Origin of the sequence: Streptomyces sp. ADI95-16 (assembly GCF_003721495.1) — a bacterium.
Lineage (GTDB): Bacteria > Actinomycetota > Actinomycetes > Streptomycetales > Streptomycetaceae > Streptomyces > Streptomyces goshikiensis.
In genome coordinates this window covers 4,979,032-5,001,845 of sequence record NZ_CP033581.1, presented here as the reverse complement: position 1 = coordinate 5,001,845, position 22,814 = coordinate 4,979,032, and the positions used below count along the sequence as shown (strand labels likewise).

The following is a 22,814-nucleotide window of genomic DNA, read 5'->3' as shown; positions in this document are numbered from 1 at the left end:
TGGCCGGTCCGCGATGCCGTCCACAGCATCGGGATGTACTTTCACCTGCGTGTCTGCCAAGAAGACCGCGCTGACGGTCCTGTCCGCCGCGCTGCTGGTCCCCGTCATGCTCACGGCCCCCGCCCACGCCCTGCCGCGCGCGCACCCCGCGCCCGCCCCGACCCCGAAGCCCCGCGACGGCAAGGGCGGGGCCAAGCAGGCGCCGGCGCCACCCGTGTCGATGTCCGCCGTCGGCGGGACCCGGCTCGGCCAGCCGGGGACCCAGGTCAACCTGCTGCCGGGCGCGCCCGCGCTGCCGGAGAGCCTCACCGGGCGCTCGTGGATCGTGGCGGACGCCGGTTCCGGCGAGGTCCTGGCCGCGCACAACGCGCACTGGCGGCTGCCCCCGGCCTCCACCATGAAGATGCTCTTCGCGGACACCGTGCTGCCGACCCTCCCCAAGGACCAGGTCCACAAGGTCACGGAGGAGGAGGTGTCCGACGTCGGCCAGGGTTCCAGCCTGGTCGGGGTCAAGGAGGACTACGAGTACTCCGTCCACGACCTGTGGCTCGGGGTGTTCCTGCGCTCCGGCAACGACGCCGTGCACGTACTTTCGGCCATGAACGGCGGCATCGAGAAGACCGTCAAGGACATGCAGGCGCACGCCGAGGAGCTCCAGGCCCTCGACACGCACGTGGTGTCGCCCGACGGGTACGACGCGCCGGAGCAGGTCTCCAGCGCCTACGACCTCACCCTCATCGCCCGCTCCGGGCTGCAGAAGCAGGACTTCAAGGAGTACTGCGGCACGGTGAGCGCGCAGTTCCCCGGCAGCCAGGAGGTCGGCAAGGCGCGCGACTCCTTCGAGATCCAGAACACGAACCGGCTGATGACGGGCGCCGGCGGCCTCGCCCCGTACAAGGGCATCGCGGGGGTGAAGAACGGCAACACCACGATGGCCGGCTCCACCTTCACCGGCGCGGCCCAGCGCGACGGCAGGACACTGCTGGTCACGGTGATGAACCCGAACTCCGGCGGCCTGAACTCCGTCTACGAGGAGACCGCCGACCTCCTCGACTGGGGCTTCGCGGCGGCGGGCAAGGTGAAGCCGGTGGGTGAGCTGGTGTCGCCGAAGAGCGAGGACGGCACCTCGCACGGCTCGCCCGCCCAGTCCCACGAGAACACCCCGGCGGCGTCCGGCCAGGGCGCCGGCGGCGGCATGGGGACCGCGCTCGGCATCGCGGGCGGGGCGCTGGCCGTCGCGGCGGGCGGCGTGTTCGCCGCGAACCGCCGCCGCCCGCGCCGCCCGCGCGGCGGCCGGGGCCCGGACACCGACCTCCTGCCCTAGGGCCCGTCTTTCGGATCGGGCCGGATCAGGGAGCGGGGCCTGGTGCGTGCGATCGCAAGGCGGAGGAGGGAGTCAACGCGGAGCGTTGGCGACCGACGACAACGCGGCGAGCGTGCGTGCCAGGCCCCGCGAGCCCGGCATGATCCGAAAGACAGGCCCTACTTCGGCGGGAGCTTCTGGGCCGGGGACCCGGCGTCCTCGGGGCGCTCGGCCCCGGCCTTCTCGGGGCCATCGGCTCCGGCGTCCTCGGGGCGCTCGGCCCCGGCCGGGGCCGCCTCGTCCCCGGTGGCGGTCCAGGACGAGCAGTACAGCAGCAGCTTCGCCGTGAAGTTGATCCAGAGCAGCAGGGCGATCGGCACGCCGAAGGCCCCGTACATGCTCTTCGCCGCGACCTCCCGCATGTAGCCGCTCAGCAGCAGCTTGAGCAGCTCGAAGCCCGCCGCGCCGATGAGGGCCGCCTGGATCAGGCGGCCGCGCGACGGTTCGACACCGGGCAGCAGGGTCAGTACGTAGAGCAGGAGCAGGAACGCGGCCACCACGCCGACGAGGAAGGCGGCCGCCCGCAGCACCCCGCCGCCGACGCCGTGCGGCGGGATGCCGAGCCAGCCGCCGAACTTGCCGACGGCGCTGGCGCCGATGATCGAGGCAGCCGCCGAGGCCAGCCCCGCGGCGCCGAGGCCCAGCAGCACCAGCGTGTCCTTGCCCTTGCGCGCGAAGGGGTTCCCCTGGTCCTCGTCGTCCTTGTCCCACACGGCGCGCAGGCAGTCCCGCATCGCGCCGACCCAGGAGATCCCGGCGAACAGCAGGATGGCGCCTGCGACGAGCCCGACGGTGCCCGCGTTCGCGACGAGGCCGTTGATGTCGAGCTGGTCGGAGATCCCGGGGACCTGCTGGGAGAGGTTCTTCTCCAGCTTGTCGAGCTGGTCCTGGCTGAGCAGCGCCGCGCCGACGGCGGCCGCGACGGTGATGAGCGGGAAGAGGGCGAGGAAGCTGATGAAGGTGATCGCGGCGGCGAGCCGGGTCCAGTGCACCCGGTCGAGCCGCTCGTACGAACGCCACGCGTGCGTGCGCATCAGCGAGGCCGCCACGGGGCCGATCACCGGGAGTTTCGTCAGCCAGTCCATGGGTCCCCGTAAAAGAGCTGCCGGAAATAGCAAGGATTGTCGCTTTTGGGGACTACGGTCGTCGATTGTGACTTTTCGCCCGACGGCTCGCCCGTTCCATGCCCTGGTCCTGCGGAGGATCAGGTTCGGTGCCCGGATGACCCTGCTGCGGCCGCTGACCTCGCGGCCGCTCCGACACCCTCAGGAGGGGCGTATCGTCGCCTCGGCCGCGTCATCGGCGGGGGAGTTCAGCTGCGCCGGGACGCCCGTGGGGCCCGCGCCGAAAGGGTATTCACGCAACTTGCGCCAGACCCCGTCGGAGCCCTGCTCATAGAGCGCGAAGCCGTCGCAGACCCACTCGGCGGCGTAGTCGGCGAGGGTCGAGAACGCCGTGTCCATCGCCTCCTCGGAGATCCCGTGGGCGACCGTGACGTGCGGGTGGTACGGGAACGCCAGCTCGCGGTCGAGCGGCCCCTCGGGGTCGCGGACCTGGTGCTGGAGCCGGGTGCAGCCCTGGGCGCCCTCGACGATCCGGACGTAGACGACCGGTGAGAGCGGGCGGAAGGTTCCCGTCCCGGCCAGCCTCATCGCGAAGGCGCGGAAGGCGCCCGCGACCTCGGCGAGGTGCGCGCGGATCTCCGGGAGCCGGTCCGCGGCCACCTCGGTCGGCGGCACGAGGGTGACGTGCGTGGGAATGCCGTGCGCGGCGGCGTCCCCGAAGCCTGCGCGCAGCTCCTGGAGCTGGCTGCCGTACGGCTCCGGGACCGCGATCGAAACGCCGAGCGTTACGGTCCCCACGTCTGTCTCCTCCGTCGTCAGTCTGTTCCGTCGGTCTGTCGGTCAGCGGCCGGTGGGCGGTCGGTCGGTTCCGCGCCGGGGTGCTGTCGCTTCAGTGTGGCGGCAGCACCCCCGGGACGCCAGAGGCCTCTTTCGGCGGGCTCCGGCGCCCGGGCGGTACCGGTGCGGTACCGGTGCCGCGCCGGTGCCACGCCGGTGCCGCGCCGGTGCGGCGTCCGCGGCGCGCCGGTGCGGTGCCGGTGCGGCCTCAGTGCTTCGCGGGCAGGAATCCGAGCCGGTCGTAGGCCTGCGCCAGGGTCTCGGCGGCGACCGCGCGGGCCTTTTCCGCACCCTTGGCGAGGATGGAGTCCAGGGTCTCGGGGTCGTCCAGGTACGCCTGGGTCCGCTGCCTGAACGGTGTGACGAAATCGACCATCACACCGGCCAGGTCGGTCTTCAGCGCGCCGTAGCCCTTGCCCTCGTACCTCTCCTCCAGGGCGGCGATCGTCTCGCCCGTGAGGGTGGAGTAGATCGTCAGCAGGTTGCTGACGCCGGGCTTCTTCTCGGTGTCGAAGCGGATCTCGGCCTCGGTGTCGGTGACCGCGCTCTTGATCTTCTTCTCGGTGACCTTGGGCTCGTCGAGGAGGTTGATCAGGCCCTTGGGCGAGGACGCGGACTTCGACATCTTGATCGCCGGGTCCTGGAGGTCGTAGATCTTCGCGACCTCCTTGACGATGTGCGCGGCGGGCAGGGTGAAGGTCTTGCCGAAGCGCGTGTTGAAGCGCTCGGCGAGGTCGCGGGTCAGCTCGATGTGCTGACGCTGGTCCTCGCCGACCGGGACGGCGTTCGCCTGGTAGAGGAGGATGTCGGCGACCTGGAGGATCGGGTACGTGAACAGGCCGACGGTGGCGTTGTTCGCGCCCGACTTCGCGGACTTGTCCTTGAACTGGGTCATCCGGCTGGCCTCGCCGAAGCCGGTGATGCAGTTCATGACCCAGCCGAGCTGCGCGTGCTCGGGCACGTGGCTCTGGATGAAGAGCGTGCAGCGCTCGGGGTCCAGGCCGGCGGCGAGCAGCTGGGCGGCGGAGAGGCGGGTGTTCGCGCGCAGGTCCTTCGGATCCTGCGGCATGGTGATCGCGTGCAGGTCGACGACCATGTAGAACGCGTCGTGCGTCTCCTGGAGGGCGACGTACTGGCGGATGGCACCGAGGTAGTTCCCGAGGTGGAACGAACCGGAGGTGGGCTGGATGCCGGAGAGCGCGCGAGGACGATCAGAAGCCATGGCTCCATTCTCTCAGGTGCGCGGGCGGGCTCGGGCCCACCGGCGCACCGGTGGCGGGGTCCCCGTCGCGGGCCGCGGGGCGCGGGCGCGGACCCCGCCGCGCCCCGCCCGAGGGGCCGGACGCCTCCGGCCCCGCGGGCGTCCGGGGCGTCAGGCGAGCGGGAGGCCCGGGGCCGGGTGGGCGGCCATCAGGTCCCCGACCTCGGCGCGGACGACGGCCAGCGCCGGCTCGTCGCCCTTCGCCGCCGCGTCGACGGCCCGGGAGATCCACTCCGCCACCACCGGCATGTGCTCCGGGGCCAGACCGCGGGAGGTCAGCGACGGCGTGCCGATCCGGATCCCCGACGGGTCGAACGGCTTGCGCGGGTCGAACGGCACCGTGTTGTAGTTCACCACGATCCCGGCCCGGTCCAGCGCCTTCGCCGCGATCTTGCCCGCCACGCCCCGCGAGGTCAGGTCCATCAGGATCAGGTGGTTGTCCGTACCGCCCGAGACGAGGTCGAAGCCGCGGGCGAGGAGCGCCTCGGCCAGGGCCTTCGCGTTGGCCACCACCGCGTGCGCGTACGTCGTGAACGCGGGCTGCGCGGCCTCGTGCAGCGCGACCGCGATGCCCGCCGTGGTCTGGTTGTGCGGGCCGCCCTGCAAGCCCGGGAAGACGGCCTTGTCGATCGCCTTGGCGTGCTCCTCCCGGCACATCAGCATCGCGCCGCGCGGACCCCGCAGGGTCTTGTGCGTGGTGGTGGACACGACGTCCACGTGCGCTGCGGGCGACGGGTGGGCGCCGCCCGCGATCAGGCCGGCGATGTGCGCCACGTCCGCGACGAGGACCGAGCCCGCCTCCCGCGCGATCGACGCGAACGCCGCGAAGTCGATCGTGCGCGGGAGGGCGGTGCCGCCGCAGAACATGATCTTCGGGCGCTCCGCGAGGGCCAGGTCGCGCACCGCGTCGTAGTCGATCAGGCCGGTGTCGGCCCGTACGCCGTACTGGACGCCCCGGAACCACGAGCCCGTCGCCGAGACCCCCCAGCCGTGGGTGAGGTGCCCGCCCATCGGCAGGGCCATGCCCATCACGGTGTCCCCCGGCTTCGCGAACGCCAGGTACACGGCCAGGTTCGCGGGCGAGCCGGAGTACGGCTGCACGTTCGCGTGGTCCACCCCGAACAGGCCCTTCGCCCGCTCGACGGCCAGCGCCTCGACGCGGTCGATGTTCTGCTGGCCCTCGTAGTAACGGCGGCCCGGGTAGCCCTCGCTGTACTTGTTCTGCAGCACCGTGCCGGAGGCCTCCAGCACGGCCGCGGACACGTAGTTCTCGCTCGGGATCAGGCGCAGGGTCTGCGCCTGCAGGGTCTCCTCGGCGGCGATGAAGGACGCCAGCTCGGGGTCGGTGGCGAGCAGGGCGGGGTGGTGGTGGTTCGCGCTCATGGCGGCTCCTCCGGGGTCGATGTCGTCATCTCGTCCCCGCGAGGCCCAGGCGAGCGGCCCTGTGTGCGGTCGTCCGCGCACGACTCCCCCGGAGTTGGTTCTCCGTGCGCCAGTCGCCGTGCGTACCGACCACCTTAGCGGGCGCGCCACGAGAAAGGTTTCTCCGTCCGGTATACGAGCGAGGATGGACAGTGACGCCACCCTCGTCACAGGCCTGACGGACGATCGGAGACCCCGTGTCGACAACTGCTGATGCCATGCGTTCCGCCGACGCGCACAGCGCGCACAACTACCACCCGCTGCCCGTCGTCGTCGCGACGGCGGACGGCGCGTGGATGACCGACGTGGAGGGAAGGCGCTACCTGGACATGCTCGCCGGGTACTCGGCGCTCAACTTCGGGCACGGCAACCGCCGCCTGATCGATGCCGCGAAGGCCCAGCTGGAGCGGGTCACGCTGACCTCGCGCGCCTTCCACCACGACCGTTTCGCCGACTTCTGCACACAGCTCGCCGAGCTGTGCGGCAAGGAGATGGTGCTGCCCATGAACACGGGCGCGGAGGCGGTCGAGACGGCGGTGAAGACCGCCCGCAAGTGGGGCTACGAGGTCAAGGGCGTCCCGGACGGCCACGCCAAGATCGTGGTCGCGGCCGACAACTTCCACGGCCGTACGACGACCATCGTGAGCTTCTCGACGGACCACGACGCCCGCGACCACTTCGGGCCCTACACCCCCGGGTTCGAGATCGTCCCGTACGGGGACCTCACCGCGCTCGCCCACGCCGTCACCGAGAACACCGTCGCGGTGCTGCTGGAGCCGATCCAGGGCGAGGCGGGGGTGCTCGTACCGCCGCCCGGATACCTGCGGGGCGTACGGGAACTGACGCGCGAGCGGAACGTCCTCTTCATGGCGGACGAGATCCAGTCGGGGCTGGGACGGACCGGCAAGACCTTCGCGTGCGAGCACGAGGGGGTCGTCCCTGACGTGTACATCCTGGGCAAGGCGCTGGGCGGCGGTGTCGTGCCGGTGTCGGCGGTGGTCGCCGACCGCGACGTCCTCGGCGTGTTCAAGCCCGGCGAGCACGGCTCCACCTTCGGCGGGAACCCCCTCGCGTGCGCCGTCGCCCTGGAGGTGGTCGCGATGCTGCGCTCCGGCGAGTTCCAGCAGCGCGCCGCCGAGCTCGGCGACCACCTGCACCGGGAGCTGAACCTGCTGGTCGGCGGCGGCGCGGTGACCGCCGTGCGCGGGCGCGGACTGTGGGCGGGCGTCGACATCGACCCCTCGCGCGGCACGGGCCGGGAGATCTCCGAGAAGCTGATGGAGCTCGGGGTGCTGGTGAAGGACACCCACGGGTCGACGATCCGGATCGCCCCGCCGCTGGTGATCAGCAAGGAGGACCTGGACTGGGGCCTCGACCAGCTGCGGTCGGTGCTGGGCGGCTAGCCGACAGCCCTAGAGGATGACGTGGGGCAGGAAGCGGGCGTACTCGTCCGTGACCGGCCCCGCCGATTCCCTGATGCCGAGGCCCGCCGCCTCCTCCTCGACGACCCACGCGCCGAGCACGACCCGGTTGCCGTCGAAGTCGGGCAGCGGTGCCAGCCCCTGGAAGACGTACGCCTCCCCCTCGGCCGGTACGAACGGCACCTCCCCGCCGGCCTCGTGCAGCGTCACCCCGGCGCCCTCGCGGCCCAGCAGCGGCTTGGCCGCGTAGCCGGTGGTGTCCGCGAGCTCGCGCGGGCCGTCGAGGTAGGCGGGCAGCAGGTTCGGGTGCTCGGGGAAGAGCTCCCACAGGATCGCCAGCAGCGCCTTGTTGGAGAGCAGCATCTTCCACAGCGGCTCGATCCACTGGGTGGTGCCGGAGCCGCCGCCGTGGTCGTAGGTGCCGAGCACCTGGGGGCCGAACTCGTCCTCGGCCAGCCACTCCCACGGGTAGAGCTTGAAGCAGGCGCGGATGAAGCGCAGCCGCTCGTCGACGAAGCGGCCGGAGAGGCTGTCCCAGCCGATCTGCTCGACGGACAGGGCATGGGTTTCGAGACCGGCCTGGTCCGCGGTCTCCTGGAGGTAGGCGACCGTCATCAGGTCCTCGCCGAGCTCGTCGGTCTCGGAGTGCGCGAAGTGCAGCGGGCCGGGCGGGAGCAGCTCGGCCTGCCGGCGCCAGGCGTCGACGAGCCGTTCGTGCAGGGAGTTCCACTGGTCGGCGCCGGGGAAACGGTCCTCCATCCAGAACCACTGCGGACTCGCCGCCTCCACCAGGGAGGTGGGGGTGTCGGCGTTGTACTCCAGCATCTTGGCCGGGCCGCGGCCGTCGTAGCGCAGGTCGAAACGCCCGTACAGCGAGGGCTGTTCGGCGCGGCGGCGCCAGGACTCGGCGATCAGCGCGGCGAGCTTCGGATCCTCGATGCCGAGGTCCGCGAAGCGGTCGTGCTCCACGATGTGCGCGGCGGCGGCGAGGCACATCGCGTGCAGCTCCTCGACGACCCCCTCCAGCGCCTCGACCTCCGGGAGCGAGAAGGAGTAGTACGCGCTCTCGTCCCAGTAGGGGCGCAGGGAGTCGTCGGGGTAGCGGGTCAGGGGGTAGATCAGCCCCTGTTCCTCGACGGTCCGCTGCCAGTCGGGGCGGGGCTCGATGGTGTGCCGCTTCATGGATCCGTAAGTCCCTCAGCCGCCGCCGGAGCCGGAGTGGCCGCCGTTGCCGATGCCGCCGCGGGTGACGGCGGACTTGTCGAAACTGCCGCCGGTGACCTTGCCGGAGCTGACCCTGCCCCCGTAGTAGTACGCGCCGTGGCCGCCGCTCTTGCACTCCTTGCTGTTCAGGTGGTCCAGCGTGCTGCGGGAGGCGCAGCGCCGGTCGGGCTCGTCACTGCTGCCGCAGGCGACGAGGGTGGCGGCGAGCAGGCCCATGCCGCCGAGCGCGACGCCGCCGGAGCGCATCCGGCGACGGGTGGTGCTGCTACTGGTGCTGTCCATGTGTGTGTGGCTCCCCCTCGGCGCGGCGGCGTGCTGCGGACAGAGTAGAGCGGGGCCTCGCACCGACGGAATCCAGCCGTCCTCATCCCGGTGTTCTAGAGTCGCTTCGTGCTGCTTGGGATGATTTGCGCGCTCGGTGCGGCGGTCTGCTTCGGCACGGCCTCGGTTTTCCAGGCGATGGCCGCGCGGGCGGCGGAGCCGGGCACCGGGTCGGGGGTGGACCCGGCGCTGATGCTGCGCGCGCTGCGCCAGTGGCGGTACCTGCTCGGGCTCGGGCTGGACGCGGTCGGCTTCGCCCTCCAGATCATCGCCCTGCTCCACATCCCGATCTACGCGGTGGGCGCGGCGATGGCGGCCAGCCTGGCGGTGACGGCGGTGGCCGCGTCACGGCTGCTGCGGGTGCGGCTGAGCGGGACGGAATGGGGCGCGGTGGGGGTGGTCTGCGCGGGGCTGCTGATGCTGGGACTGGCGTCCGGCGAGGAGGGCACCGGGGAGGGGTCGCCGGCGCTGAAGCTGGGGCTGCTGGCGGCGGCGGTGCTGGTCCTGCTCGTCGGCGCGGCGGCGGGCCGGCTGCCGGACGGCCCCCGGGCGCTCGTCCTCGGCCTGGCGGCGGGCACGGGCTTCGGGGTGGTGGAGGTCTCCGTACGCCTCATCGACGGCTTCTCGCTGACCAACCCGGCCGTGTACGCGCTGCTGCTGGGCGGGGGTGCGGCGTTCCTGCTGCTCACCTCGGCGCTGCAACGGGGCTCGGTGACGGCGGCGACGGCCGGGCTGGTCCTGGGCGAGACGGTCGGCCCGGCGCTGGTCGGGGTCGCGTGGCTCGGCGACCGGCCGCGCGAGGGCCTGGCGTGGCTGGCCGTCACCGGCTTCGCCGTCTCCGTGGCCGGAGCCCTCGCCCTGGCCCGCTTCGGCGAACCCCCGCCCCCGGCCGGAGCCCCGGACCCGGCGTAATCCGTGGCCCCGCCCGGTGGCGCGAAGCGAGGTCACCTCCCCGCCCCGCCCTTCCACCGTTCCCCGGACTCCGCCCGGACCCGGTCCTCAAACGCCGGACGGGCTGAAAGCCCCCGGGGCTCCGCCCCGGACCCCGCGCCTCAAACGCCGGCGAGGCTGAAATGAGGCGGGGCCGGACGCACAGCAGGGGCCGGTGGCGGGGGTGGGGTGGGGTGTTGGCCGGGACGTAAAACGTGATTTGTGGCGCACAGGGAGCCGCAAGGCGACAGCGCCCGCCCAGCCGCCATAAATCATGCAGTCCCGGACAACACCCCACCCCACCCCCGCCACCGGCCCCGACCCAGCCCCCAACCCCCCACCCCCAACCCCCCGCTACGGCAACGTCGCCGCCAGCGCCGCCAACGTCGCCCCCCACGCGCTGTCCGGCGGGGTCCCGTAGCCCACCACCAGCGCGTCCCGCGGCGGCATGTCCGCCTCCGGGTGCCGGTAGTACGACAGCCCCGTCAGGGACAGCGAGTGCCAGGCCGCCGCCTGCACCAGGGGCCCCTCCGTGCCCGCCGGGAGGTCCAGCACCGCGTGCAGCCCCGCCGAGATCCCCGACACCGCCGTCACCCGCGCCCCCACCGCCGCCACCAACGCCTCGCGCCGCCGGAAGTACCGCTGCCGCATCCCCCGCACGTGCCGGTCGTACGCCCCCGACCGGATGAACTCGGCCAGCGTCAGCTGGTCCAGCGCGCTGGACGTCCACTCGGCCCGCCCCTTCACCGCCAGCACCTCCTCCACCAGCCCCGGCGGCAGCACCAGCCACCCCATCCGCAACCCCGGCGCCAACGCCTTGCTCGCGGTGCCCAGGTACACCACCCGGTCCGGGTCCAGCCCCTGCAACGCCCCGATCTGCTGCCGGTCGTAGCGGAACTCCCCGTCGTAGTCGTCCTCCAGGATCAGCCCGCCCGTCCTGCGGGCCCAGTCGACCGCCGCCGCCCGCCGCGCGGGCGTCAGCGCGGCGCCCGTCGGGAACTGGTGCGCCGGCGTCAGCAGGACGGCGCCCGCCGGCTCCGCGCCCGCCAGGTCCTGCGTCCGCGCCCCCGCCCCGTCCACCGGCAGCGGCCGCATCCGCAGCCCCGCCGCCGCCAGCACGTCCCGGTGCACGTTCAGCCCGTACCCCTCGACCGCCACCTCCCGCACCCGCCGCGCCCGCAGCACCCCCGACATCAGCTTCAGCCCCTGGACGAACCCCGCGCACAGCACGATCCGCTCCGGATCGGCGTACACGCCCCGCACCCGCGCCAGGTACTCGGCCAGCGCCTCCCGCAGCTCGACCCGCCCGCGCGCGTCCCTCCCGTACCCGAACGCGTCGTTCGGCGCGTGCGTCAGCGCCCGCCGGGCGGCCGCCAGCCAGGCCGCGCGCGGAAAGCCGCTCAGGTCCGGGGTGCCGGGCACCAGGCTGTACGAGGGCCCGCGCCGCTCCGGGCGGCGCACCGGCGCCGCGCCGGCCGCCTTCCCCGGCCGCGGCCGGGCCCGTTCGGCGACCCGGGTCCCCGACCCCTGGCGGGCCGTCAGCCAGCCCTCGGCGACGAGCTCGGCGTACGCGTCCGCGACCGTGTTCCGCGCCATCCCGAGGTCCACCGCGAGCGACCGCGAGGACGGCAGCCGGGTGCCGGGTGCGAGCCGCCCGCTGCGCGCGGCCTCGCGCAGCGCCTCCACGAGCCCGGCGCGCCGGCCGCGCCCGGCGGAAAGGTCGAGATGCAGGTCGGCGCCGAAATTGGCCCAGGAATCCGTCATGGATATGGACCATATCGCCGGGCTTCTTCCCCGTACCGTTGGGTACATGACGACGACGAACGAAGCCCCCGCGTACGCCCCCGAGCAGCCCTCCCGGATGCAGTGGCACGCCCTCGCCCCCGAGGTCTACAAGGCCATGGTGGCCCTGGAGATCGCGGCCCGTAAGGGCCTCGACCCGGCCCTCGCGGAACTGGTCAAGATCCGCGCCTCGCAGGTCAACCACTGCGCGTACTGCCTGGACATGCACACCAAGGACGCCATCGCCGCGGGCGAGAGCGTCGAGCGGATCGTGCAGCTGGGCGCCTGGGAGGAGTCCCGGCACTTCTACACCGAGAAGGAGCTGGCGGCCCTCGAATTCACCGAGGCCGTCACCGTCCTGACGGAGGGTTTCGTACCCGACGAGGTGTTCGAGAAGGCCGCCAAGCACTTCGAGGAGGCCGAACTGGCCCAGCTGACCGCCCTGATCGCCACGATCAACGCCTGGAACCGGTTCGCCGTGACCTCCCGCTCGGTGCCGGGGCACTACACCCCGGGCATGTTCAAGCACTGAGCCGGCGCACCACGCGGCCGCACCACGCGGCCGCACCGCCGGCCGCTCCGTCAGCCGCCCGGCCGGAACGCCGCCAGGGCCGCCGCGTGGTGGTCCTGGGTGGCGGCCCATTCCCCGGCCGGGCCCGCCGTCAGCACCGCCCACTTGCTGCCGTCCGGGCCGAAGAGGACCCGCTCGACGCAGCGGCGGCGGCCGTGCGACTCCGCGTTGTCGTACTCGTAGACCAGCTCAGCCGCCCCGGAGGCGCCGGGGACGGTGCCGACGCGGATCTCCTCGTAGCCCGAGGTCTGGGAACGCCGGTGGCTGGAGGACCCCTTGACGGTGTCCAGCGGGCTGACGTCCTCGGTGACCCGGAAGATCTGGAGCAGCGCGCTCCGGTCGGCGGAGCGGTAGAAGACCCCGTCCTTGCCCTCTTCCCGCGCCCAGCCCGCCGGCACGGCGATGGTGAAGCCCGCCGGGTCCTGCTTGGTCTCGTGCACCCCGGTGCCGGAAGGACTCGGGCTGCCGCTCGGGCCGCCGCTCGCGCCGCTGTCCGGCGACGACGAGTCCCCGGGCGTCGGCGAGGCCGCGTCCGAGGGCGTGCCGCCCGGCGACGACGGCGCTCCCGAGGCCACCGTCCCGTTCTTCTCGCCGGCCCGGTTCGCGTCGTCCGTGTCCCGGGCCATGAACCACACCGCCCCGGCGCCGATCAGGACGGCGGCCACCGCGATGCCCACCGTCGCCGGCGTCAGCCACCGCTCGCGCGCCCCGCCCGAGAGCGGCGGCCCCGGCGGTACGGGCGGCAGGTACGGGGGGTTGGAGACGTACGGCGGCTGCTGCCCCGGCGGGGTGTACGGCGGCAGCCCGGGCACCCCCGGCGCCCCCGGCCCGAGCGGGTCGTACACCGGCCCGGCCGGCGCCTGTCCGGCCGGCCCGGGCTGCCCCGGCGGGACCGGCGACACCGGCGGCGCCGAAGGCATCACCGGCGGCGGCCCGTACACCTGCGGCGGGGCCGGCGCCGCCCCGGCGGCCGGTTCCCACACCCAGCGCTGCGCGTGCGCGTCCCAGCGAGGTTCGCCGGACTGCCTCGGTTCAGGAGCCACGGTTCAGCCTCCCAGAGTGCCGAGCAGGGCGCCGAGCGCGGCGGCCGCGTTCACCGATTCCACCAGCGGAGCCCACCGCTCCAGCGCCTCGCGCAGCCGGGTGGCCAGCCCGGGCCGGATCGTCTCCGCCCCGTCCAGCTCCCCCGCGACCTCGTCGAGTTCGGCGTCGAGCGCGGACCGGTCGGCGCCCCGGGGCGCCCGTACGAGCGCGGCGCGAAGGTCGAGCACCGCCTCCAGCAGTTCCGCCGCGCCGGGCCCGGCCGGGCTCCCCGTACCGCCGTGGTGGACGGTGTTGGTGTGGTGGCTGCCGCCGATGCTGAAGGCGCTGCCGTGGACGCCTCCCTCCACCCGCAGGGTGGGCTCCGGCCCGCCCGCGCCCCCGCTCCCGCTCCCGCTCCAGGTCCCGCTATCTGCCGCCGCCATGGCTTCTCCCCCTGTGTGCGCTGTTGTGATGCCCGCTGCCGCCGATGCTGAACGCGCTGTCGTGGATGTCGCCCATCGACCTGATGTACACCCCGCCCTCGGCGACGTGGACGGCGCGCTGCGCGAACTCCTCGGTGTGCCAGCCCGCTTCGTGCAGGGCAACGGTAATACCGCCGACGACCCGGTCCTGAATCGTCTTCAGGTACCGGTCGAGGTCCATGAGGTGGAACAGGGACCCGTTGTCCTGCGCGGCGAGTTCCCGCACCGACACCCGGGGCCCCTCGGGCCGGGCGCCGCCGTGGCCGCCGCTGGCGATCCGCCCCCAGCTGCCGCCGCCCCGGCTCAGGGTGGCGAGCGAGTGCGCGAAGGAGCCGGGCGTGTTCTGCAGGGCCGAGACCACCTTCCCGAACCGGTTGTTGTTGACGTAGCGCTCGGCGTCGGCGTCCGCGTTGTGGAACGACGTGCGGACGGGCAGCAGCACGTGCGGCGCCACCTCCAGCATCAGCATGCCGCCCTGGGTGTGGACGCGTACGAAGACGGTGACGACGAGGTTCTCGTCCCAGCCGCCCACCCGGATCCGCAGGAAGTGCCGGCGGCGCTCGCCGCCCTCCTCGATGGCCTCGGCCCGGTGCGTGGCGAACCGCTGCTGCACGGCCGGGGCTTCGTCGCGGTGCCGCAGCCCGCCGGCGGGCAGGAACACGCACTCGTCTATGGCCAGCTCGCGCATCCGGTCCAGTACGGCGGCCTCGGCTTCGGGCGAGCCGTGCGGCGAGGGCACCCGCAGCCGCTGGAGCAGCGGCACGATGCGTTCCACCATGTGGGCGTTGGTGACCGGCGTCGGCTCCCGCCCGGGTTCGAGGTCCTCGCGCGGGCGCAGTTCCACGGACAGCTGCCAGGGCTGGTAGGCGTCGCCGGCGCCGCAGAACGGGTCGTTGATGTCGTACATGATCACCGGCGCGTGCTGCTCGGCGCGGATGCGCCTGCGGACCCGGGCGAACCGTACGCCGGTGTCCGCCTCGGCGGGGTCGGAGGCCGGGTCGGCGTACCGGCGCGGGTTGAGGTCGCCCGCGATGGTCCGCGCGACGTGCCCGCGCTGTAGTCCGACGACGGTGACCACGGCGGCGAAGACGGCCGGCACCCACACCAGGGGGAGGCCCGCCAGGGGGGCGCCGAGGGCCTGGCCGAACAGCAGGGGGCCGAGGGTGAACGCGGGGCCGAGGGCGTCGTCGTCGAGCAGGGCCAGCATCGTCCCTATGGTCGAGAGCAGGACGACGAGGAGGGTCCACCAGCCGTAGACCCGTACCAGGAGGGAGATGAAGCGGAACGCCGCGCCTCCCCGTTTCCCCAGCCAGTCCGCGAGGCTCAGCAGCAGGAACGGGAAGAGGAGCACCGCGAGGGCGCCGCTGGTGAGCAGGGAGCCGGCGAACCAGGCGCCGAGCACGGCGGCCGCCCAGCCGAGTTCGGTGCGGCGGGCGCGCAGGGCGTGGGCGAGGACGCGTGCGGCGTCGAACCCGTAGGAGGGCGCGACGATCCGCTCCTCGTGGACGTACAGCTCCTCGATCACCCGATCGCGGTACGCGGCGTCGAGGTAGGTGCCCGCGCACAGCAACCGGCCCGCCTCGCTGACCGACGGGTGCACCGGGGGGCGGCCGTCGCGGGGATCGTCCCCGCCGGCGGTGGGCTGCGGGGGAATCGGGGTCTCGGTCACCGCCCGACCTTAGATTTCACCTACATCCCGCGACAGGCGTAAACACGCCAAAGCGCCCCGGCCGGGAGGGCCGGGGCGCTGGGCGTTCGTCCGCGTACGGATCAGATCAGGCCGAGCTCGCGCACCGCGTCGCGCTCCTCGACGAGCTCCGCCACGGACGCGTCGATGCGCGCGCGGGAGAACTCGTTGATGTCCAGACCCTGGACGATCTCGTACTTGCCGTCCTTGGTGGTGACGGGGAAGGAGGAGATGATGCCCTCCGGGACGCCGTAGGAGCCGTCCGACGGGATGCCCATCGAGGTCCAGTCGCCCGCGGCGGTACCGGTGACCCAGGTGTGCACGTGGTCGATGGCGGCGTTGGCGGCCGAGGCGGCCGAGGACGCGCCACGGGCCTCGATGATCGCGGCGCCGCGCTTGGCGACGGTCGGGATGAAGGTGTCGGCCAGCCACTGCTCGTCGCTGACGACCTCGGCGGCGTTCTTGCCGGCGATCTCCGCGTGGAAGATGTCCGGGTACTGGGTCGCCGAGTGGTTGCCCCAGATGGTGAGGCGCTTGATGTCGGAGACGGCGGCGCCGGTCTTGGCGGCCAGCTGCGAGATCGCGCGGTTGTGGTCCAGGCGGGTCATCGCGGTGAAGCGCTCGGCCGGGACGTCCGGGGCGGCGGCCTGCGCGATGAGCGCGTTGGTGTTGGCCGGGTTGCCCACGACCAGGACCTTGATGTCGTCCGCGGCGTGCGCGTTGATCGCGGCGCCCTGCGGCTTGAAGATGCCGCCGTTGGCGGAGAGCAGGTCACCGCGCTCCATGCCCTTGGTGCGCGGGCGGGCGCCGACGAGCAGCGCGACGTTGGCACCCTCGAAGCCCTTGTTCGGGTCGTCGAAGATGTCGATGCCCTTGAGGAGCGGGAAGGCGCAGTCGTCGAGCTCCATGGCGGTGCCCTCAGCGGCCTTCATGCCCTGGGGGATCTCCAGAAGACGGAGCTTGACCGGCACGTCCGCGCCGAGCAGGTGACCGGATGCGATGCGGAAGAGCAGCGCGTAGCCGATCTGGCCGGCGGCGCCGGTCACGGTGACATTCACGGGAGTGCGGGTCATGGCCTTCTCCGTTAGACAGCTGGCGGTGGGGCGTCCCTGCCCCATGTGCTGGAGGACGCCGCTCCCCATTAAGTCTTGACGTGAAGAGACATCCGCCCGTCAGGCTATCCGACCCCGGCACGGGCTAACCCCCGGGTCCGTGTGGTGCGTGGCACATGTCGCCCGGGAGTTCGAAGGCGCGCGGGGCCCCGTTCAGCGAATGCTGAAGTGGACGGTCGACTCCAGCGAGGGGATGTCCAGCCACGGCTTCGGTTGCATGACCAGCGCGAGCAGGGTGATCGCGACGCCCAGCACCCCGTACGTGGCCATGTCCGTGAAGCGGGAGCGCACCGCGAGCATGCCCACCGAGGGCAGGACGCGGCGCAGCACCGCCGCCGCGATCAGCGCGACGCCGATGAACAGGCAGCCGATGCGGGGGTGCCCGACCGCGGTGACCAGCAGCCCGACGGCGGTGGCCGCGAGGACGCTGAGCATGGGCCACTGCCGGGCCGGAGCGGACGCGTCACGCGGTGCGGCGCGGCCGCCGCCCTCGGGGCGCGCGGTGTCCCGCGTGATGGAGGGGAACCGCCGGGTCCCCCTCCCCGCCTTGGCGGCGGGGGCGGCGGCCGGCGCGGTCGTCACCTCGGGCGCGTCCGCCGCGGTGGTCGCGGCCGGCGCGGTGGTCGCGGCCGGCGCGGTGCTCGCGGCCGGCGCGGTGCTCGCGGCCGGCGTCACCTCGGGCGCGCCCGCGCCGTCGGGCGCGGCAGCCGGGCCGGACACGCCCGTCGCCTTGGCCGCGCCGGATCCCTCGGCCGCGCCCGACCCCTTGGCCGCGCCGGGCCCCTTCGCCGCGCCCGCCGCCTTCGCCGCGCCCGCCGGACCGGCGTGCTCGCGCTCAGCCCGCACTGGTCGTCGCCGTCCGTTCGGCCGCGTCCACGACGTTGACCAGCAGCTGCGCCCGGGTCATCGGGCCGACACCGCCGGGGTTCGGGGAGATCCAGCCGGCCACCGCCGCGACACCGGGGTGGACATCGCCGACGATCTTGCCGTTCTCGTCGCGGCTGACACCGACGTCGAGCACGGCCGCGCCCGGCTTCACGTCCTCCGGCTTGACCAGGTGGGGAACCCCGGCCGCGGCGACGATGACGTCCGCCTGGCGCAGCAGCCCCGACAGGTCGCGCGTTCCCGTATGGCACAGCGTGACGGTGGCGTTCTCGGACTTGCGGGTCAGCAGCAGCCCGATGGAGCGCCCGACGGTGATGCCGCGGCCGAGGACGACGACGTGCGCGCCGTTGATCTCGACACCGTGGTGGCGCAGCAGCTCGACGATCCCGTACGGAGTGCACGGCAGCGGTCCCGGCTCGTTCAGCACCAGCCGGCCGAGCGACATGGGGTGCAGGCCGTCGGCGTCCTTCTCCGGGGCCATCAGTTCCAGCACCCGGTTGGTGTCGATGCCCTTGGGGAGCGGGAGTTGGACGATGTAACCCGTGCACTCCGGGTTCTCGTTGAGTTCCCGTACGACCGCCTCGATGTCCTCCTGGGAGGCGGTGGCGGGCAGTTCGCGCTGGATGGAGGCGATGCCCACCTCGGCGCAGTCCTTGTGCTTGCCGTTGACGTACCAGCGGCTGCCCGGATCGTCACCGACCAGCAGGGTGCCGAGGCCGGGGGTGACACCCCGCGCCTTGAGGTCCGCCACCCGGGCGGTCAGTTCGGACTTGATCGCGGCTGCCGTGGCCTTGCCATCGAGAATCTGGGCGGTCATACCCCCATCCTCCCGGATGGGGCGGCCCCGGTTCCACTCGCGGGGCTCCACCGGCCCCGCGGATTCATTGCGCTTGCACAACAAGTGACCGTCCGTGTGCGCTGCGGCTGGACAAGTCGCGCGCGCGGCGATCACGATGACGGTCACAGAGTGCCGCGGGCAGTGCCGGGGGGCGGCCGCAGAACACGCAGCGAAGCCTCCGTGCCGTGCCGTGCGTCCCCGCACTTCCACGGAGGGACACCCCACATGAGCTTCGGCGACCCCCACAATCCGTACGGATCGCAGCAGGGCCAGCCCGGCTACGGCTATCCGCCGCAGGCCCCCCAGCAGGTCCCTCAGCAAGCCCCCCAGGGCATCCCGCCGCAGGGCTACGGCTACCCGCAGCAGCAGCCTCCGCAGGCCTACCCGGGGTACCCCGGCGGCGGCTACCCGGCCGGTTTCCCGGGCGCGCCGGCGCAGATGCCGGGCCTGATGAAGACGGCCCGGGTCCTGCTGTTCGTCATCGGCGGGTTCCAGCTGCTCGGCGCGCTCCTGATCATCGTCATCGGCGCTCTGGTCGCCGGCTCGGAGAACTCCGACGTCACGGGCATGCTGGGCGGCGGCGCCGCCGTCGTGGGCGTCGTCCTCCTGCTCTTCGCGCTCGCGCCCCTCGTCCTGGGCGTCCGGCTCGGCAAGGGCGCCACCCCGGTGCGCGTCCTGACGGCCGTCTACGGCGGCCTCGGCGTGCTGGGCAGCCTGGCCAACGTGGCGACCGTGATCGCCGCCGGTTCCTCCGCCCACGACGGCGCGGCGGCGACCGTGCCCCTCGTCGGCGCCCTCGTCGGCGTCGCCATCGGCCTCACCGTCAGCGGCATCATCTTCGGCTCGATGGTGACCGGCTCGGCGACCGCCTGGTTCAATCGCCCGCGCCACTGGACCCCGTAGCACCGCGTTCACGGCGAAGGCCGCGTCCCGCAGCGGTGCGGGACGCGGCCTTCGCCGTCAGTGGGCCGGGGCCCGGGGAACTCAGTGGAAGAAGTGCCGCGTCCCCGTGAAGTACATGGTCACGCCGGCCGCCTTCGCGGCCTCGACGACCTGCTCGTCACGGACCGAACCACCCGGCTGGACCACGGCCTTGATGCCCGCGGCGGTCAGGATCTCCAGCCCGTCCGGGAAGGGGAAGAAGGCGTCGGACGCGGCGTACGAGCCCTGCGCGCGCTCGGCGCCGGCCCGCTCGACGGCGAGCTTCGCCGAGTCGACGCGGTTGACCTGGCCCATGCCGACGCCGACCGAGGCGCCGCCCTTGGCGAGCAGGATCGCGTTGGACTTGACGGCCCGGCAGGCCCTCCACGCGAACGCGAGCTCGGCGAGCTGCTCCGGGGAGAGGGCCTCGCCGGTGGCGAGGGTCCAGTTCGCCGGGTCGTCGCCCTCGGCCTGGAAGACGTCGGAGTGCTGGAGCAGCACACCGCCCGAGATCGGCTTCAGGTCGCCCGGCTGGTGCGGGGTGCCGTCCACCTTCAGCACGCGGATGTTCTTCTTCTTCGCCAGGACCTCGACCGCGCCGTCCTCGTACGCCGGGGCGGCGATGACCTCGGTGAAGATCTCCGCGACCTGCTCGGCGAGCTCGACGGTCACCGGGCGGTTGACGGCGATGACGCCGCCGAACGCCGACAGCGGGTCACAGGCGTGCGCCTTGCGGTGCGCCTCGGCGACGTCCGCGCCGATCGCGATGCCGCAGGGGTTGGCGTGCTTGATGATCGCGACGCAGGGGTCCTCGTGGTCGTAGGCGGCACGGCGCGCCGCCTCGGTGTCCACGTAGTTGTTGAAGGACATCTCCTTGCCGTGCAGCTGCTCGGCGTTGGCGAGCCCGCCCGGCTGCCCGTCCGTGTAGAGCGCGGCGGCCTGGTGCGGGTTCTCGCCGTAGCGGAGGGTGGACTTGCGGTCCCAGGCGCCGGCCAGGAACTCGGGCAGGACCGCCTCGGGCTCCGGGGCGTACGTGTTGGTGAACCAGGAGGCCACGGCGACGTCGTAGGCGGCGGTGTGCTGGAAGGCCTCGGCCGCGAGCCGCTTGCGGGCGGTGAGGTCGAAGCCGCCGCCCTGGGCCGCGGCGATCACGTCGGCGTAGCGGTCCGGGCTGGTCACGACGGCGACCGAGGGGTGGTTCTTGGCGGCCGCGCGGACCATCGAGGGGCCGCCGATGTCGATCTGCTCGACGCACTCGTCGGGGGTGGCGCCCGACTGGACGGTCGCGAGGAAGGGGTACAGGTTGACGACCACCAGGTCGAAGGGCTCCACGCCCAGCTCGGCGAGCTGGTTGCGGTGGTCCTCCAGGCGCAGGTCGGCGAGGATGCCGGCGTGCACGCGCGGGTGCAGGGTCTTGACCCGGCCGTCCAGGCACTCGGGGAAGCCGGTGAGCTCCTCGACCTTGGTGACGGGCACTCCGGCGGCGGCGATCTTCGAGGCGGTGGAGCCGGTGGAGACGAGCGCGACGCCCGCCCCGTGCAGGCCGCGGGCCAGCTCTTCCAGTCCCGTCTTGTCGTAGACGCTGATGAGCGCACGCCGGATCGGCCGCTGGGTCGTGGTCGGGTCGTTGCTCGCAACGCTCTCTACGGCGGTCACTGGATTGTTACCTTTCGTCCCTCAATGCGGTAGCCGTGCCGGGCCAGGCGCCCCACGACGTCGACGAGCAGGGTGCGCTCGACTTCCTTGATGCGCTCATGGAGAGCGGCTTCGTCTTCCCCGTCCCGGATCTCGACCACACCCTGGGCGATGATCGGACCGGTGTCCACGCCGCCGTCCACGAAATGGACGGTGCAGCCGGTGACCTTCGCGCCGTAGGCGAGCGCGTCCCGTACGCCGTGCGCCCCCGGGAAGGCGGGGAGCAGGGCGGGGTGGGTGTTGATGAACCGGCCGCCGAAGCGGTCGATGAAGGCCTTGCCCACGATCTTCATGAACCCGGCGGAGACCACCAGGTCCGGCTCGTGGGCGGCGGTCGCGCCCGTCAGGGCCGCGTCCCACTCCTCGCGGGTCGCGTATCCCTTGACCGGACACACGAAAGTGGGGATCCCGGCCTTCTCGGCGCGCTCCAGACCGGCGATGTCCTCGCGGTCGGCACCGACGGCGACGACCTCCGCACCGAAGCCCTCGGGGCCGCCGGGGTGGGCGGCGATGGCATCGAGCAGGGCCTGGAGGTTGGTGCCGGACCCGGAGACCAGCACGACCAGGCGGGAGACGGCCATGGGAGGCCCTTTCTTGTTCGCTTAGTGTGATCGTACGAAACTCCGGGGCACCGATATACGGGGAACCATACGAAGCCTCCGACCGGCAGCAACGATACCGGCTCACCGGACGGCCCCCGAGGGACGGGGGGACGGCCGAGGGGTAGCGTCTGGCGTACAAGCCGCAAACGGTGCGGCGCGATGCCCCGCGCCGCATGCCGCGTCCACGACACAGGGGAAGTAACGCACTCGATGCCGGACCGCCGTCAGCCCGACCCCTCGACCGACGACAACCCCTTCGCGGCGCCCCCCGAAGGCCGGCCCGACCAGCCGTGGGAGCCCCGCGACGGCGGCGGCGACGGGCGCGACGGCGACCGCGACCGCCGGGGCGTGGACCCCGACGGCGGCAGCGGCGGCGGCCCCGCGCGCTGGGACCCGACGGACCCGGTCCAGCGGCGCGCGCGGTACGCGATGCTGTCGGGCATGTGGGGCTTCTTCTTCGGGATCTTCGGGATCCCGTCGATGGGGCTCCTGCTGGGCGCGCTCGCGCTCTACTGGGGCATCACCGCCCTGCGCGGCCGCCCGGCCGCCCCCGCCCCGACGGACGGCACCCCGCCGCCGCCGTCCGGCCTCGCGGCCCTCGGCCCGGCCGCCCGTCCGCAGCGGACGGCGGCGATCAGCGGGCTGGTGACGGCGTCACTGGCGATCCTGCTGGCGGCGAGCTCGTACGCCGTGCAGCTGGCGTACAAGGACTTCTACGTCTGCCGCGACGACGCCCTCACCAAGACGGCGGAACTCCAGTGCAACACCCTCCTCCCCGACAACCCCATCGGCACCGTCCTCAAATCCCGCCGCTAACCCGGCCCGGACGGGGGGCCGCACGCGTAGCCCACCAACCCCCCGCCCGGACGGGGGGGCCGCACGACTCGCCCACCAACCCCCCGCCCGGACGGGGGGGGGCCGCACGACTCGCCCGCCAAGCCCCCGCCCGGACGGGAGGCCGTACGGCTTGCCCGCCGAGTCCCCGGCCACCCGAGGTCCGGCCCCCGCCCTTGCCCGCCAAGTCCCTGGCCGGGCGGGGGGCCGTACGACTCGCCCGCCAAGCCCCCGGCCACCCGAGGTCCGGCCGCCGCGCGGCGGGACAGCCCCGCAGGCTCTGCCCTGCGGGGCTGTCCCCTACCCGCCCTTCCCCCGTTCCCTGGGCTCCGCCCAGACCCGCGCCTCAAACGCCGGCGGGGCTGAAAACCCGGCCCCGCCGCCGGCTCCCTCCAGCCCGTCCGGCGTTTGAGGACCGGGGGTCCGGGGGCTGGCCCCCGGCAACGGCGCCGCACCCGGCATGGACGCCGACCCCACCCCACCCAGCCCGTCCGGCGATTGAGGACCGGGGGGCGGCGCCGCAGAGGCGGGCGGCCTGC

Annotated in this window: 21 protein-coding genes; 6 read left to right on the top strand and 15 right to left on the bottom strand. The window is 73.3% G+C overall.

Annotation, left to right across the window (positions count from 1 at the left end):
* Positions 1 to 49: 49 nt before the first annotated feature.
* Positions 50 to 1,324: a D-alanyl-D-alanine carboxypeptidase family protein gene (locus tag EES41_RS22355; protein ID WP_254211540.1), complete on the top strand. Its 1,275-nt coding sequence runs from the start codon at positions 50 to 52 to the stop codon at positions 1,322 to 1,324.
* A 158-nt stretch (positions 1,325 to 1,482) separates the two neighbouring features.
* On the opposite strand, the gene EES41_RS22345 is transcribed toward EES41_RS22355, so the two are convergent.
* From EES41_RS22345 to glyA, 4 genes are all read right to left on the bottom strand, one after another.
* Positions 1,483 to 2,448 (bottom strand): YihY/virulence factor BrkB family protein, encoded by a 966-nt coding sequence (locus tag EES41_RS22345; protein WP_123080026.1) that lies wholly within the window; start codon positions 2,446 to 2,448, stop codon positions 1,483 to 1,485.
* A gap of 180 nt (positions 2,449 to 2,628) precedes the next feature.
* Complete coding sequence (locus tag EES41_RS22340; RefSeq protein ID WP_073773728.1) at positions 2,629 to 3,225, bottom strand: 2'-5' RNA ligase family protein; 597 nt, start codon at positions 3,223 to 3,225, stop codon at positions 2,629 to 2,631.
* Positions 3,226 to 3,472: 247 nt separating this feature from the next.
* Complete coding sequence (trpS, locus tag EES41_RS22335; RefSeq protein ID WP_008744016.1) at positions 3,473 to 4,486, bottom strand: tryptophan--tRNA ligase; 1,014 nt, start codon at positions 4,484 to 4,486, stop codon at positions 3,473 to 3,475.
* Positions 4,487 to 4,636: 150 nt separating this feature from the next.
* Positions 4,637 to 5,908 carry a serine hydroxymethyltransferase gene (gene glyA / locus EES41_RS22330; RefSeq protein WP_123080025.1) on the bottom strand — a complete coding sequence of 424 codons (1,272 nt, stop codon included), beginning with the start codon at positions 5,906 to 5,908 and terminating at the stop codon, positions 4,637 to 4,639.
* 236 nt (positions 5,909 to 6,144) lie between these two features.
* On the opposite strand from glyA, the gene rocD reads away from it, so the two are divergent.
* Complete coding sequence (rocD, locus tag EES41_RS22325) at positions 6,145 to 7,350, top strand: ornithine--oxo-acid transaminase (protein ID WP_123080024.1); 1,206 nt, start codon at positions 6,145 to 6,147, stop codon at positions 7,348 to 7,350.
* A 9-nt stretch (positions 7,351 to 7,359) separates the two neighbouring features.
* Here rocD and EES41_RS22320 read toward each other — a convergent pair whose 3' ends face one another.
* A complete protein-coding gene (locus EES41_RS22320; RefSeq protein ID WP_123080023.1) occupies positions 7,360 to 8,550 on the bottom strand; it encodes a glutathionylspermidine synthase family protein in 1,191 nt (396 codons plus the stop codon).
* A 15-nt stretch (positions 8,551 to 8,565) separates the two neighbouring features.
* On the bottom strand, positions 8,566 to 8,874 hold the full coding sequence (locus tag EES41_RS22315; RefSeq protein WP_123080022.1) for a hypothetical protein: 309 nt from the start codon (positions 8,872 to 8,874) through the stop codon (positions 8,566 to 8,568).
* Between the two features lie 120 nt (positions 8,875 to 8,994).
* Between EES41_RS22315 and EES41_RS22310 the strand changes: the two genes are divergently transcribed.
* A complete protein-coding gene (locus tag EES41_RS22310) occupies positions 8,995 to 9,825 on the top strand; it encodes a hypothetical protein (protein ID WP_123080021.1) in 831 nt (276 codons plus the stop codon).
* A gap of 372 nt (positions 9,826 to 10,197) precedes the next feature.
* On the opposite strand, the gene EES41_RS22305 is transcribed toward EES41_RS22310, so the two are convergent.
* Positions 10,198 to 11,607, bottom strand: a complete 1,410-nt coding sequence (locus tag EES41_RS22305; protein ID WP_123080020.1) for a PLP-dependent aminotransferase family protein — start codon at positions 11,605 to 11,607, stop codon at positions 10,198 to 10,200.
* Positions 11,608 to 11,653: 46 nt separating this feature from the next.
* Between EES41_RS22305 and EES41_RS22300 the strand changes: the two genes are divergently transcribed.
* The gene (locus EES41_RS22300; protein ID WP_123082628.1) at positions 11,654 to 12,157 is read left to right on the top strand and encodes a carboxymuconolactone decarboxylase family protein; all 504 of its coding nucleotides are present in this window, start codon (positions 11,654 to 11,656) and stop codon (positions 12,155 to 12,157) included.
* A 50-nt stretch (positions 12,158 to 12,207) separates the two neighbouring features.
* On the opposite strand, the gene EES41_RS22295 is transcribed toward EES41_RS22300, so the two are convergent.
* The 6 genes from EES41_RS22295 to EES41_RS22270 all read right to left on the bottom strand — a co-directional run bounded on the left by EES41_RS22295 (position 12,208) and on the right by EES41_RS22270 (position 18,202).
* Complete coding sequence (locus tag EES41_RS22295) at positions 12,208 to 13,239, bottom strand: hypothetical protein (protein WP_164495910.1); 1,032 nt, start codon at positions 13,237 to 13,239, stop codon at positions 12,208 to 12,210.
* Between the two features lie 3 nt (positions 13,240 to 13,242).
* Positions 13,243 to 13,662, bottom strand: coding sequence for a hypothetical protein (locus EES41_RS22290; RefSeq protein ID WP_164495909.1), 420 nt, complete (start codon positions 13,660 to 13,662; stop codon positions 13,243 to 13,245).
* On the bottom strand, positions 13,646 to 15,370 hold the full coding sequence (locus tag EES41_RS22285; protein ID WP_123080017.1) for a hypothetical protein: 1,725 nt from the start codon (positions 15,368 to 15,370) through the stop codon (positions 13,646 to 13,648). Before EES41_RS22285 ends, EES41_RS22290 begins: the two co-directional genes overlap by 17 nt.
* 101 nt (positions 15,371 to 15,471) lie before the next feature.
* The gene (locus tag EES41_RS22280; RefSeq protein ID WP_123080016.1) at positions 15,472 to 16,461 is read right to left on the bottom strand and encodes a malate dehydrogenase; all 990 of its coding nucleotides are present in this window, start codon (positions 16,459 to 16,461) and stop codon (positions 15,472 to 15,474) included.
* Between the two features lie 192 nt (positions 16,462 to 16,653).
* A complete protein-coding gene (locus EES41_RS22275) occupies positions 16,654 to 17,346 on the bottom strand; it encodes a DUF3017 domain-containing protein (protein WP_123080015.1) in 693 nt (230 codons plus the stop codon).
* Positions 17,336 to 18,202, bottom strand: coding sequence for a bifunctional methylenetetrahydrofolate dehydrogenase/methenyltetrahydrofolate cyclohydrolase (locus EES41_RS22270; RefSeq protein WP_123080014.1), 867 nt, complete (start codon positions 18,200 to 18,202; stop codon positions 17,336 to 17,338). The genes EES41_RS22275 and EES41_RS22270 overlap by 11 nt, the downstream gene beginning before the upstream one ends.
* Positions 18,203 to 18,448: 246 nt before the next feature.
* On the opposite strand from EES41_RS22270, the gene EES41_RS22265 reads away from it, so the two are divergent.
* Positions 18,449 to 19,126 (top strand): hypothetical protein, encoded by a 678-nt coding sequence (locus EES41_RS22265; protein WP_123080013.1) that lies wholly within the window; start codon positions 18,449 to 18,451, stop codon positions 19,124 to 19,126.
* 81 nt (positions 19,127 to 19,207) lie between these two features.
* Here the strand turns inward: EES41_RS22265 and purH are convergent, their stop codons facing one another.
* Both purH and purN read right to left on the bottom strand, forming a co-directional pair.
* Positions 19,208 to 20,800: a bifunctional phosphoribosylaminoimidazolecarboxamide formyltransferase/IMP cyclohydrolase gene (gene purH, locus EES41_RS22260; protein ID WP_123080012.1), complete on the bottom strand. Its 1,593-nt coding sequence runs from the start codon at positions 20,798 to 20,800 to the stop codon at positions 19,208 to 19,210.
* Positions 20,797 to 21,420, bottom strand: a complete 624-nt coding sequence (purN, locus tag EES41_RS22255; RefSeq protein WP_123080011.1) for a phosphoribosylglycinamide formyltransferase — start codon at positions 21,418 to 21,420, stop codon at positions 20,797 to 20,799. The genes purH and purN overlap by 4 nt, the downstream gene beginning before the upstream one ends.
* Positions 21,421 to 21,651: 231 nt before the next feature.
* Here purN and EES41_RS22250 point away from each other — a divergent pair, with 231 nt between their 5' ends.
* Positions 21,652 to 22,257: a hypothetical protein gene (locus EES41_RS22250; protein WP_073794708.1), complete on the top strand. Its 606-nt coding sequence runs from the start codon at positions 21,652 to 21,654 to the stop codon at positions 22,255 to 22,257.
* Positions 22,258 to 22,814: the final 557 nt, after the last annotated feature.

Excerpts from the sequence above, each read along its gene's own strand:
- EES41_RS22280 (WP_123080016.1), bottom strand. The coding sequence starts at position 16,461 with ATGACCCGCACTCCCGTGAATGTCACCGTGACCGGCGCCGCCGGCCAG.
- EES41_RS22270 (WP_123080014.1), bottom strand. The coding sequence starts at position 18,202 with ATGACCGCCCAGATTCTCGATGGCAAGGCCACGGCAGCCGCGATCAAG.
- EES41_RS22315 (WP_123080022.1), bottom strand. The coding sequence starts at position 8,874 with ATGGACAGCACCAGTAGCAGCACCACCCGTCGCCGGATGCGCTCCGGC.
- EES41_RS22320 (WP_123080023.1), bottom strand. The coding sequence starts at position 8,550 with ATGAAGCGGCACACCATCGAGCCCCGCCCCGACTGGCAGCGGACCGTC.
- purN (WP_123080011.1), bottom strand. The coding sequence starts at position 21,420 with ATGGCCGTCTCCCGCCTGGTCGTGCTGGTCTCCGGGTCCGGCACCAAC.
- EES41_RS22345 (WP_123080026.1), bottom strand. The coding sequence starts at position 2,448 with ATGGACTGGCTGACGAAACTCCCGGTGATCGGCCCCGTGGCGGCCTCG.
- trpS (WP_008744016.1), bottom strand. The coding sequence starts at position 4,486 with ATGGCTTCTGATCGTCCTCGCGCGCTCTCCGGCATCCAGCCCACCTCC.
- EES41_RS22305 (WP_123080020.1), bottom strand. The coding sequence starts at position 11,607 with ATGACGGATTCCTGGGCCAATTTCGGCGCCGACCTGCATCTCGACCTT.
- EES41_RS22300 (WP_123082628.1), top strand. The coding sequence starts at position 11,654 with ATGACGACGACGAACGAAGCCCCCGCGTACGCCCCCGAGCAGCCCTCC.
- glyA (WP_123080025.1), bottom strand. The coding sequence starts at position 5,908 with ATGAGCGCGAACCACCACCACCCCGCCCTGCTCGCCACCGACCCCGAG.
- EES41_RS22265 (WP_123080013.1), top strand. The coding sequence starts at position 18,449 with ATGAGCTTCGGCGACCCCCACAATCCGTACGGATCGCAGCAGGGCCAG.
- EES41_RS22290 (WP_164495909.1), bottom strand. The coding sequence starts at position 13,662 with ATGGCGGCGGCAGATAGCGGGACCTGGAGCGGGAGCGGGAGCGGGGGC.
- EES41_RS22250 (WP_073794708.1), top strand. The coding sequence starts at position 21,652 with ATGCCGGACCGCCGTCAGCCCGACCCCTCGACCGACGACAACCCCTTC.
- EES41_RS22310 (WP_123080021.1), top strand. The coding sequence starts at position 8,995 with ATGATTTGCGCGCTCGGTGCGGCGGTCTGCTTCGGCACGGCCTCGGTT.